The following is a 12,451-nucleotide window of genomic DNA, read 5'->3' as shown; positions in this document are numbered from 1 at the left end:
CTGTTCACCTACTCATTTATCCGTGGCTTGTTCTTCCCATTCTTCAATCAAACAGCAAATCGAATGACCATTAGGCGTGCCATCTGGCATTTCCTCCCAAGTGGCCAATGCCTCTTCCATTTTGAGGAGATGGGCTTCTAGTTGAGCTATTTTTAACTTGGTTTCAGGCACTTTTTTTTGCAGTAAATCTCGTACCATGGGGCAAGGTGAATCACCACTGTCCGATTGCTGAAAAATTTCTTCTATTTGCTTTAAACTAAAGCCCAACTCGCTTGCTTGACGAATAAAGGTTAATCGCTGCAAGGCCAGCTTGTCGTAGAGCTGATAGCCATTATTTGGGTCTCGAGCCGCATGGATCAGCCCTAACCTAGTGTAATGACGCACCGTCTCAGCCGTGACATGGGCTTTTTTCGCTAGCTCATTGACTCGCATAGAAACTCCTATTACAGAAAATGCTGAAGAAAGTAACGAAACAACTAGAGTGTAAAACCTATAGGTAGCACATAGGTCAAGCGTTTCTAACGAAACTCTAAAATAAAAAAAACCGAGATCATTATGTCTCGGTTTATAGGTTAATCATGATGTTTAATCGCAGCCCAGGCTCTGCACAAGCAATGCCTTAATGCAGCTTCAGTTTAGGCTTAACGACCTTACCAATTTTCTGCGCCGCCATAATCACCGTGGCTTTAAACCAACCATGAATCGCAATCAGATGCAGACGATACAAGGATACGTACACAAAGCGCGCAATGCGCCCTTCGATGAACATAGAACCGCCCATCAAATTCCCCATCAAGTTACCTACCGTGCTATAACGGCTCAAGTTCACCAAAGAGCCATAATCTTTATACGTGTATTCTTTCAACGGCTCACTCAAAAAGGACGCCTTGATATTATCAAAGACCAATGCCGCCATTTGGTGTGCTGACTGGGCCCGTGGCGGAACAAATGAGCCATCGGCTTGTTTGCAAGCGCAACAATCACCAATCACATAAATGCTTTCAAAAGCGGTAGTTTGCAAGGTGCCTTTTACCAAAATTTGATTGCTTCGAGTGGTTTCAAAACCGTCTATCTCAGCAACAAAATCCGGCGCTTTCACCCCCGCTGCCCAAATCATCAGATCGGCTTCAATATTACTTTCATCTGCGGTCTGAAAGCCCCCATCGTAGGCGCGCACGACTCGCGTATTTTGGCTGACGGTGACCCCCAAACGAATCAGTTCTTTGGTTGCTAACACGGCTATACGATCAGGCAATGCGGCTAAAATCCGTGGCCCCGCTTCAATTAGCTGAATATTAACTCGCTTTCCAGACATTTCCGGCATGCCATAAGCTTTAAGCATATCAGCGACATGAAAGAGTTCAGCCGACAATTCAACACCGGTTGCGCCACCGCCAACAATGGCTAGCTTCAATTTAGCATCCGCTCCTTCCTGATGAACACGCAAGAACTGATTCAAAAGCGCCTGTTGGAAACGTTCCGCTTGTTTATGGGAATCTAGAAAGTAACAGTGTTCTAATACGCCAGGCGTACCAAAATCGTTACTCACACTGCCAACAGCCATGACGAGAATATCATAAGAAATACTGCGTTTAGGCAAGACAATGTGCCCCATATCATCAGACAGCGAATCCAATGTAAGCGTTTTTGCTTCAGGATCCACGCCCATTAACGTACCTAATTGAAACTGATAATGATGCTTGGCGGCATGGGCTCTGTAGTTCACCCCATCGTTATTAATATCCAAAGAGCCTGTCGCCACTTCGTGTAACAGAGGCTTCCAAATGTGAGTCTGACTTCTATCGATAAGTACAATCTCTGCTTGGCGCTTTTTGCCAAAGGCATGACCCAACTTGGTAACCAGCTCTAAGCCGCCGGCACCACCACCAACTACCACGATTTTTTTCATATAAAATCCCCTATAAACATTGAATAATCTGGAAAATGTTCAATAAACCCTTTCCAGATTCCTCGACTGAGAACCTTTACTTGATTTTTTGCGCCAGCAACTTATCTAACGTATTGGCAAAAGCCATTCTATCTTGCTGATTAAAGCTCGCTGGGCCGCCCGTTTGGATACCAGAAGAACGCATTTGCTCCATGAAGTCTCGCATACCTAGACGCTGTTTAATATTTTCTTTTGTATAAAGTTCGCCGCGCGGATTGATCGCCAAGGCGCCTTTTTCAATCACTTCGGACGCCAATGGAATATCCGCGGTAACCACTAGATCCTGAGTATCGATATTTTCAACAATATAATTATCGGCAACATCAAAGCCTGAACTGACCACGCGTCGTTCAATCCATTTAGATGGAGGAATAGCAATCGCCTGATTAGCAACAAGAATACAGGGGATTTGCACCCGTTCTGCAGCACGAAAAAGAATGGTTTTGATTACATTTGGACAGGCGTCGGCATCGACCCAAAGGCGCATAGTGTTCCCCTTTTGTAGGGCACCATTATTAAACAGCCAGAGAGTGAAATCCAGTAGTGAATAACAACAAACGGAGCGCATAAGCAATCCGTTTGTTGTATAAGGTTTAGCTCACACTTACATCCCCTAGAGCTTAACAAGTTACATATTAGGGTAGTTTGGTCCGCCTGCTCCTTCAGGGGTTACCCAAGTAATGTTCTGTGCTGGGTCTTTAATGTCGCAGGTTTTACAATGAATGCAGTTTTGCGAGTTGATCTGAAAAATGGATTCGTTATTCGACTCAACTACTTCATACACGCCAGCCGGACAATATCGCTGAGCAGGCTCACTGTACTTTGGCAAATTGCTATTAATCGGAACCGCCGCGTCTTTCAGTTGCAAATGACAGGGTTGGTTTTCTTCATGATTGGTATTGGATAAAAATACCGAAGACAACTTGTCAAAGCTTAATAGTCCATCTGGCTTCTTATACTCAGGTGCCACATGTTTTTCAGCAAGTTCCATACAAGCATAATCTGGCGTCATATCATTAAAGGTAAAGGGCAAACCGCCAGCAAAAAAGTTTTGATCCAACCAGTTATAAGCACCGCCCCAGAATGTACCAAGTTTGTGCATCACAGGGACAAAGTTACGCGCTTGCTGTAGCTCTTTTCCTAACCAAGAATCTGTTAACAGGTCATTAAATGCCTGTAACTCCGCGGCAGGTGTTGCTGATTGCAGCGCTTCAAAAATACTCTCAGCCGCCAACATGCCACTTTTCATCGCTGTGTGCGTGCCTTTAATTTTCGCAGGATTAAGCGTACCGGCATCACAACCAATCACCAAGCCTCCCGGAAAGCTCATTTTAGGCAAAGAGGCCCAGCCGCCTTTTGCGATGGCGCGAGCCCCATAAGACACCCGTTTGGCGCCCTTTAAGTGCTCAGCAATAATGGGGTGATGTTTGTATTTTTGAAATTCCTCATAAGGACTCAAGTAGGGGTTTTTATAATTCAAATCGACAATTAAGCCAACCACCACCTGGTTATTTTCTAAGTGGTATAAAAAGCCACCACCGCCGGCTTCATCGCTTAATGGCCACCCCGCAGTATGAATAACCGTGCCAGGTTTGCTTTGCGATTCTGGTACATCCCACAGCTCTTTAATACCAAGGCCGTAGTGTTGAGGAGCTTTGTTTTTATCCAGTTCAAAGCGTGCCATTAGCTCTTTACCTAGATGCCCCCGACAACCTTCTGCAAAAATCGTGTATTTCGCTTTCAGTAACATGCCCGGCATAAAGCCATCTTTCTCAGAACCATCTTCGGCTCGCCCCATGTCCCCCGTCACGATACCTTCAACCTTGCCATCGTCGTCATACGCTAGATGGGCCGCAGAAAAGCTCGGGAATACTTCCACGCCTAAGGCTTCCGCTTGCTCCGCCAGCCAGCGACAAAGGTTACCTAGACTAATAATATAATTGCCGTCGTTATGCAGCGTTTTCGGAACCATCCAGTGACTTAATTGCTTAGAAGCACTGTCTGAGCTTAACCAATGCAGTTCATCTTGATTAACTTTGGTATGTAATGGTGCGCCCAAGGCTTGCCAATCAGGAAACAACTCTGCCAAGGCTTTTTGGTCAACCACGGCGCCCGATAAAATATGAGCGCCTATTTCAGAGCCTTTTTCGACCAAACAGACACTGATCTCTTTTTCTGCCGCTTTGGCTTGTTGCATGATGCGACATGCTGCGGATAAGCCAGCTGGGCCACCACCAACAATCACCACATCAAATTCCATTACTTCTCTATCGGTCATATTGCCTCCCTATCAGGGTACTTTTGTTTTTATCGATTGAAAGCATTTTTGTTTAGGTTGTCAACAGTTGTTTGTCCAAACTTAATTTCGCGAGCATAACCAAAAGCACGCGGCAAAACATGGTCACAGTAAAATAAGACCGAATGTCGCCAAGACGCTTTTTGCGTTGCATCAAGCTTGTTATCGCTTTGAACGGCGTGCAAGGCTCTCATCTGTAACCAAGCCCCAACCAAATAGCCCATTAGCATCATGTAAGGATAGGCTAAGCCCGTACCTAAAACAGAGTCTTTTCGCATCGCGTCTAGACACAACTGAGTGGCGACTTTGGCCTGTTCAAGTACCTCTGCTACTTTTTCCGCATAAGGTGCCATGTCTGGTGTTTGCCATTGTGCTAATTCGGCTTCAATGTCGGCGAGCAAAGACAGCATCCCGGCACCTTTATCAGAGTGCAGTTTACGGCCAATTAAATCGATGGCTTGTATGCCATTCGTCCCCTCGTAAATCGGTAGAATGCGTGCATCACGAGCATGTTGAGCCACGCCTGTTTCTTCAATAAATCCCATTCCACCATGGATCTGAATGGCCAACGAGGTGACTTCTTGAGCTTGCTCAGTGATCCAACCTTTAACAATTGGTGTGTACAAAGCCGTTCTCGTGATCGCCTGCTGCTGTACTTCTCCCGTTGCAAAATGCGACAAATCATTTTCAACTGCGGCAACATATACAAGTGAGCGCATAGCGTCGATTTGGGATTTCATCATCATCAACATGCGCAGCACATCAGGATGCTCAATAATGGCGACGCGCTCTGTCCGCTCGGCATTCATGCCTTGCTTGCGTTCTTTCGCATAATCCAATGCTTGCTGATAGGCTCGTTCAGAAATGGCTAAGCCTTGCAAGCCAACGCCCTGCCTTGCATTGTTCATCATGGTAAACATGGCTTTTATGCCGTCGTTTTCTTTACCGACGAGATAACCAACCGCACCGTCTTTATCGCCAAAGCTCATCACACAGGTCGGAGAAGCGTGAATGCCCATTTTATGTTCTACAGAAACCACATGAACATCATTGCGTTCAGCAGGCTCGCCCTGCGCATCTAAGATGAACTTTGGCACAATGAACAACGAAATGCCTTTTACACCCTCAGGTGCCTCTGGCAGACGTGCCAACACCAAATGAATGATGTTGTCACTCATTTGGTGATCGCCCCAAGTAATGAATATTTTTTGTCCTTTAATGCGGAAAGCATCGCCATCTGGTATGGCTTTACAGGCGATCGCCGCAAGATCGGAACCGGCGGCAGGCTCGGTTAAGTTCATCGTACCAGCCCATTCGCCCGCTAGCATTTTTGGCAAATAACGGTTTTTTAGTTCATCACTCGCATGCAAGCTAATGGCTTCGATTGCCCCTAGACTCAACAAAGGACACAAAGAAAAAGATAGGTTTGCCGCTTGAACGCCTTCATTCACCGCCGTCGCTATATAAGAAGGAAGGCCTTGTCCGCCGTATTCTGGGTCGCCAGAAAGGCTAATCCAACCGCCATCAGCATACGCTTTAAAAGCGGCTTTAAATCCTTTCGCCTCAATGACCTCGCCTTGTTCAACGCGCGAACCCTCTTGGTCGCCACTGGCGTTAATCGGCGCGATAACCTGCTCCGCTAACTTGCCTGCTTCACCCAGAATGGCTTCTAACAAATCGTTATCGACTGCCTCGTCTAAATGTGGCGTTAAACGCTCTATTCGAGCAACAGACAGTAAGCTGAATAAAATATCATTGATTGGGTATTGGTATTCGCTCATTTTTTATTCTCCGGTTAATTATCCGAGCGGATCTAGAAATCTATCTAGTCAGAATGGTAAAAGATGGCAAATATCTCAATAACAATTCAGACCTATATTTCTGACAAATACAATCAAGCAATGTAAAAGACGAACACAAACGCCCTATTTATAGGCGTTTCATGGCTTTGCCGAATTTTAAGTATTCCTCACTTTTTCGATAGGCTCCTGGCGTCATCCCAGTCCACTTTTTAAACGAGCGAAAAAACGCACTGGGTTCGTCAAAGCCCATTAATGCGGCAATATCATTGATGCTGAGCTGGGGCGCGTTCATATAAGTAATGGCGGCCTCTTTACGGCAATCGTCTTTAATGTGCTGATAAGAGGTTTTTTCGTCATTTAGGCGTCGCCGCAAGGTGGATACACTCATATTAAGCGCACTGGCGACTTCTTCGGCGCTTGGCATTTCCCGAGAGAAATCTTTACCCAGCATGGCCATAACTTGAGATTTTAGACTATTATCATTTTCAACCATCACCAACAACTGATAAGGCGCGGTTTTTAAAAAACCTCTTAAACTGTCTTCTGTTTGCACAATCGGCATATCAAGATAGCTGGCAGGAAACACCAAAGCATTGGCATGCTGGTTGAATTTTACTTCCGATTGAAACAGTGTTTTGTAGTATTCAACATCGTCTGGGCGTTCGCTGGTAAAATACGCCGCTTTTAAATTTAACCGACGACCAATCAACCAACAAATAAAATGATGCCACATGGAAAGCGTGGTTCTTAACTGTTCTTTTGATTCTCGAACCACCAAGCTATCAATATTTTCCAGCGATGAATCCAGCGGGGCAAAAGTGACCATGGCAAACCGACCTTTTTTAATTAATACTGGCTTTACCGTTGGCCCTCGGCAAATTTCATAAAAATCACTGCATCGATACAAGGCATGTGTCAGACTTCTAGCATGAATAATACAAAGACACATCATCCTAAAAGTGCCATTGGGGACTTTCCCGCCACTTAACATACCAAAAGACTCATCTTGCATAAGCCACATGATTTTCTGATAGAGCATTCCATATCGATACGCTGGGAAGGGATCGTTTTGTTCTATCTCATCTTGCGTGATCTCTAGGCTGGCTAATACCGCTTGGCGATCCAACCCTTGATCTTCAACCGCTTTTAAAAGATAGCGAACACTCGACATTGGAACAGAAGCTTTCACTCTTACCACCCTATCTAACAAATGAACTTGGTTAATATTTTTATTTTACGGTACTTTTTTAACATAAAAAAAGGCCGCATCTGCAGCCTTTTTTATTTTACATTTATTTGCTTATTTTTCCGTCTTTACTTTTGCTCGCTTACTTTTGCTCAGTAAAGGCAGACAATAATTCATCTAATGACAAATCTTCACTATCCGTATCGATGCCATCAGGTTTTTCCATTGCTTCCGCTTGCTCTGCTTTTTCATCAACAGGTTTAACGAAAACAAAACGACGTGGACGAACCGGCGCCGCGCCAGCTTCTTTTGCTGGAAGTTCGCCTAATCTTTCTAGTTTTTTGTGCGCTTGTTCTTTGCGTTCCTTGGCTTTCTTTGTCACAAAGCGGCGAGTTGATGAAGCTTTACGAGCTTTATTTTGCTCTTTCATCATCTCTTTTGAGCCAGTTTTACCAAGTTTTCCACGCATACTGCGCGATTTTTTAACACGAGCCATAATATCCTCTCTTTATCGCGCGCATTGTAGCAGTGAATTTACGCTAGGTCATCTAGCAGTGTTAGCAATTTACTCTAAAAGCGCCATGACCTATGTTTCTTTGCACGCCAATTTCTCCCAGCCACTTTCTTACGTCGGAGGAACTTCCTGACTGCAATGCACCCTCTAAGTTTTCTAATACGGCAATGGTATCATCAACCACTTTTTCATACTTGGCCTGCTGCACGGCTAGTGACTCTCCCTGCAGGTTTTCTACTTTAAACTTATAAGGTGTTTCGCCCTGTGCTTTTTCAAAATAAGTAATCAGCGTCTCCACTCGTTGCGCCGCCGCGTCATGATCGCCTGACTTTATATCCGTTGACATAGAACGCATTTCATTAGCAATATTGCCCATGTAACCGCGCAATGGGCTTTCATCACAGGATTGATTGGCAAACACGGCGGATGAGCAAGACAAGGATAAAATAGCGGCAGCAATAAAACCTTTATTCATAATAAAATACCTTTAATATTAGCAACAAAAAGATTATGTCTTTAAAAGTAACACGCTATGCTAAAAAAACACCCTATAAATTGTAATGTTTTATTGAGTACATTCGACCAATAGCGAAAAACAAAACATTCGACCAATAGCGAAAAACAAAACATTCACCAACAACAAAGAAGAGGTAAGCCCTATCATTTTACGACACTATTGTTTCATTTTACTTTGTGGCAGCCTTAGTCAATTTAGCGTCGCAGAATGCAGTGACTTTGACGCAAAAATCGCCGCCGACGAAAGCGCACAAGACTATGTGAATGGAAAAACATTTAAAGCAGCGATGATCTTAAAAAAACATTTGCCCAGTAAACGCAAAGAGGTCGCCAGCTATGTTTATGTCAAAGCAGACGACCTCTATTATACCGTGTATTCTCTAGTGAACTCTCAGTGTGACGCTGAGATAATAAAGAGAACCAATGGCAAGCACTAGGGAAGGTGCGAATAAGTCTACTAAGCCTCAGTCTTTCAGAGAAACCGTCAAATAAGGCGCGACTCTGAAGGAATGTAGGTACCTTTCAAAGAGCCGCAACGACATGTGGCGCTTTCTCTGAAAGACCCGTATACCTACATGGATGTAGGTAATTAGGGCAATGCAGGAGCAATTGCCGAGGGCATGGTCTAAAAGCCTGTATTCTTTGTTGAGCACCTCGACAATAGAACCACTATTCACATTCGGTACTCGCCTCGAATAACAGGCTTTTATCCACATGCTGAGGCAAGAGGACTTGTTCGAACCTTCCCTAACCTCTTAGTTGGTTCGTTATTTTTTCGCTTTTTCAGGCTTTTTTACTTTCTCTGCTTTTTTGCTGTTTTCAGACTCTTCTTCCTCTGAATCGTCTTCTTCCTCATCCTCTTCTTCACCCAGCTTAGATATTGCCTCTAAGCGCTCAATTACCCGTGCTGAGATAGTGCCTTCTGGGTAATCGCCCTCATCATTGACCACGCCAGGCTCAATCTGCGTTAGCAAATGCAAGGCTTCATCCGCCGTGGAAATGGCATAAATATGAAACATTCCGGCTTTGACTGCTTCAACAATGTCATCGTTTAACATTAAATTGATCGTGTTGGATTTGGGGATGATGACGCCTTGCTTCCCCGTTAAGCCACGGGCATGACAAACACTAAAGAAACCTTCAATTTTCTCATTCACTCCCCCAATCGCTTGCACTTCACCGTATTGGTTTAACGAACCAGTAATGGCGAGGTCTTGACGCAAGGGCACTTGAATCAAAGCAGAAAGCAAACAACAAAGCTCTGCTGTCGAAGCGCTGTCTCCGTCCACATAACCATAGCTTTGCTCCATTGCGATCGAAGCTGAAATATCCAACGGAAAGTGTTGAGCGTATTTATTACCTAGATACCCTGACAGAATCAACACACCTTTAGAGTGAATGTTTTGGCCAAGGTTTGACTCGCGCTCTATATCGATAATGCCCTTGCCACCAGGGTAGACAGTAGTAGAAATTCGCGCTGGCGCCCCAAAGCTGCTATCGCCTATTTGCATGACGGTTAAACCATTGATTTTGCCCACCGCATAACCATCACTTTCCAATAAAACCGTGCCTTCAATAATCTCTTCGATGATTTTTTCGCTGACTCTGCCGGTACGGTGTTTTTTGGCTTTTAATGCGCGCGCGATATGATCCGCATTAATATCGCTGTCTTTGGCCATCTGGCGAACAAAATCCGCTTCACCCAATAGTTCAAACACATCACCGATTTTGGCTGCCATTTCACGCTGGTGTTCCGCTAAACGACTGCTGTATTCGATCAACGCTGCCACGCCATCACGCGTCACATTTGCGTATTCTTCTTTATCAACTCGGTCTTTCATCAGGCGCGCAAAGGACAGTTCAGATTCTTTTGAGCGTTTTAATGTGTCGTCAAAGTCCACTAACACGCGAAACATTTCTTGAAAATCTGGGTCGGCATCTTGCAATAAGTAATAAATATCACGAGCCCCTATCAGCACGACTTTTACCTGTAACGGCAAGTCCTGTGGCGACAGCGTCATGGTGTTCATTAAGCCCATGTCGGCATAAGGGTGTTCAATTTTGATGGTTTTACTTTTCAAGGCCCGCTTTAAGGCTTCCCACAAATAATGATCGGTTAGCAGCTTTTCAGCGTCCAAAATCAAATAACCGCCATTAGCTGCATGCAAACTGCCAGAGCGGATTAAACGATAGTTCGTTACCAGCATGCCTTGATCACTGCTGTGCTCGACCTGACCAAACAAATTACGGTAAGTCGGGTGCGACTCATAAATAACGGGCTGACCATCATTTGGCTGATGTGTAATGGCAATATTGGGTAAATACAGTTCTTCATAAAACTGTCGACGCCCTATTTCATCACGGTTTTCCGACGCTTTATCATCCGCCATTTGATCAATAATGGTTTTATCTAGGTCTTCTCTAAGCGCAGTCAGAAACGCGGTGATATCCGCATTGTGCTGATATTTTTCAAATAGGCCCGACATCAACGGATCTAGGGCTTCTTTTACCGTATCCAAATTCAGCTGACGAATCAGTTCATAGGTGGCGCGTTTCCATTGTGGTAAACCTAATAATTCTTCGTTTAACAGCCCTTCTAGCGTTGACACGCCTTCCTGAAAAGCATCACGTTCATCATCGGTTAACGCGGCGAATTCATTTTCTTCCAACGCCTTTCCGTCTTTCATTGGCGCAAAGCTAACCGAGGACGCGTCACGGAACATGGCCACGCCAATTTTCCCGGATACGCGCTCAACTTTATTAATGGCGGTTTCATATTGATCATTAAAAGCGCGATCAATCACCGATTTTTGCTGCTGATAAGACGGATTTTCAAACGCCGCCGGAAAAGTAGTCATTAAGCCATCAATCAGTGTGCGGATTTCTTTTTCAAACTCAGACGCTTGACCAGGGGCAAACTCAATCGCTTTAGGGCGGTGGCTTTCGGTAAAATTATTAATGTAGGCCCATTCATTCGGGGCTGGGCGACGTTTCGCTTCGCTTTTCAGGTAGCTCATGACATAAGAAGAACGCCCTGTACCAGAGTCGCCCATGGTAAAAATATTGTAACCTGGACGCTGCATTGCGACGCCAAATTGAATCGCTTCAACGGCACGCTCTTGGCCCAAAATACCGCTAAGAGGCTCGATATCATGCAGCGTTTTGAACGTTAGGTGATCAGCAGGCACTTTGGCCGATAACGCGTGGTACGGCAGAGGGGTAACCATATTGGACATCAATGGATTTCCTTTTGTTTAGCAAGCTTTTTAAAACCGTAAGCCTGCGAAAGAAGAAGGCTCTTCTTTCAAATATTTTAAATAAATACAATGCGTTGAGACTAACACTCTCGTCGCTCTTCGCCTATAACCACTTAACTATTCTGTTCCAAGTAGCAACTGATGCTGCGGATTTGCCTTAGCAAAAACACGATGGAAATTCGCGGCGGTGGCCTCTAATAGCGCTTCGTAGCGAATGCCTTTTAAATCAGCCACGTATTGCGCAACCTCAGACACGTACTTAGGCTCATTTTTCTTACCGCGATAAGGCACAGGCGCTAGATAAGGAGAGTCCGTTTCGATGATCAAGGCGTCCAATGGTAACTTGCGCACGGTTTCTTTCAAATCAGTGGCGGTTTTAAAGGTGACAATGCCAGAAATAGAGATCAAATAGTTTTCATCTAATGCGGCTTTTGCCATTTCATAATCTTCGGTGAAGCAATGCAATACGCCCGCTGCATCCGAGTTACCATATTGTTTTATCAGCGATAAGGTGTCTTCTTTGGCATTACGAGTGTGAACTATAACCGGTAAGCCAAGCTCTCCAGCGGTTTGAAGATGATGCATAAAGCTGACTTTTTGAGCCTCATGGGCTTGCTCTGAGGCTTCATAAAAGTAATCCAACCCAGTTTCACCAATGGCGATGACCTTAGGGTGTTTCGCATACTGGCGCAATACAAGATCATCCGTAATCAAGCCATCACTTTGCAAAGGATGAACGCCACAACTGGCATACACCCCATTTCGCTTGGTAAACCCTAAAACAGTGTCCATTTTATTAAGATCCACAGAGATGCTCAGCATTTGCCTCACACCTTGGTGATACGCCGCATCAATAGCGGCATTTAGATCCTGATTGTAAGGCGTTAAATCCAGCATATCGAGATGGCAATGAGTGTCAATTAACATAGTTG

10 protein-coding genes are annotated in these 12,451 nt (G+C 44.8%); all 10 read right to left on the bottom strand.

Annotation, left to right across the window (positions count from 1 at the left end; genetic code table 11):
• Positions 1–12: 12 nt before the first annotated feature.
• Positions 13–432 (bottom strand): MerR family transcriptional regulator, encoded by a 420-nt coding sequence (locus J8N69_RS15885; protein ID WP_168822392.1) that lies wholly within the window; start codon positions 430–432, stop codon positions 13–15.
• Positions 433–619: 187 nt separating this feature from the next.
• Positions 620–1,909: an NAD(P)/FAD-dependent oxidoreductase gene (locus J8N69_RS15880; protein WP_168822393.1), complete on the bottom strand. Its 1,290-nt coding sequence runs from the start codon at positions 1,907–1,909 to the stop codon at positions 620–622.
• Between the two features lie 76 nt (positions 1,910–1,985).
• Entirely contained in the window at positions 1,986–2,435 is a 450-nt protein-coding gene (locus tag J8N69_RS15875) for a YaiI/YqxD family protein (RefSeq protein WP_168822394.1), read from the bottom strand.
• 141 nt (positions 2,436–2,576) lie between these two features.
• Positions 2,577–4,226 (bottom strand): electron transfer flavoprotein-ubiquinone oxidoreductase, encoded by a 1,650-nt coding sequence (locus J8N69_RS15870; protein ID WP_168822395.1) that lies wholly within the window; start codon positions 4,224–4,226, stop codon positions 2,577–2,579.
• Between the two features lie 29 nt (positions 4,227–4,255).
• Positions 4,256–6,025 (bottom strand): acyl-CoA dehydrogenase, encoded by a 1,770-nt coding sequence (locus J8N69_RS15865; protein ID WP_168822396.1) that lies wholly within the window; start codon positions 6,023–6,025, stop codon positions 4,256–4,258.
• Between the two features lie 148 nt (positions 6,026–6,173).
• On the bottom strand, positions 6,174–7,235 hold the full coding sequence (locus J8N69_RS15860; RefSeq protein WP_168822397.1) for an AraC family transcriptional regulator: 1,062 nt from the start codon (positions 7,233–7,235) through the stop codon (positions 6,174–6,176).
• A gap of 139 nt (positions 7,236–7,374) precedes the next feature.
• On the bottom strand, positions 7,375–7,728 hold the full coding sequence (locus tag J8N69_RS15855; RefSeq protein WP_168822398.1) for a hypothetical protein: 354 nt from the start codon (positions 7,726–7,728) through the stop codon (positions 7,375–7,377).
• A 61-nt stretch (positions 7,729–7,789) separates the two neighbouring features.
• Positions 7,790–8,221: a cytochrome b562 gene (locus tag J8N69_RS15850; RefSeq protein WP_168822399.1), complete on the bottom strand. Its 432-nt coding sequence runs from the start codon at positions 8,219–8,221 to the stop codon at positions 7,790–7,792.
• Between the two features lie 808 nt (positions 8,222–9,029).
• Positions 9,030–11,498, bottom strand: coding sequence for a Lon protease family protein (locus J8N69_RS15845; RefSeq protein WP_168822400.1), 2,469 nt, complete (start codon positions 11,496–11,498; stop codon positions 9,030–9,032).
• A gap of 138 nt (positions 11,499–11,636) precedes the next feature.
• Complete coding sequence (locus tag J8N69_RS15840; RefSeq protein WP_168822401.1) at positions 11,637–12,446, bottom strand: TatD family hydrolase; 810 nt, start codon at positions 12,444–12,446, stop codon at positions 11,637–11,639.
• Between the last annotated feature and the right edge of the window lie 5 nt (positions 12,447–12,451).

It is taken from the genome of Marinomonas profundi (assembly GCF_020694005.1).
Lineage (GTDB): Bacteria > Pseudomonadota > Gammaproteobacteria > Pseudomonadales > Marinomonadaceae > Marinomonas > Marinomonas profundi.
The sequence above is the reverse complement of the archived record's forward strand: the minus strand, read 5'-3'. Positions and strand labels throughout refer to the sequence as shown.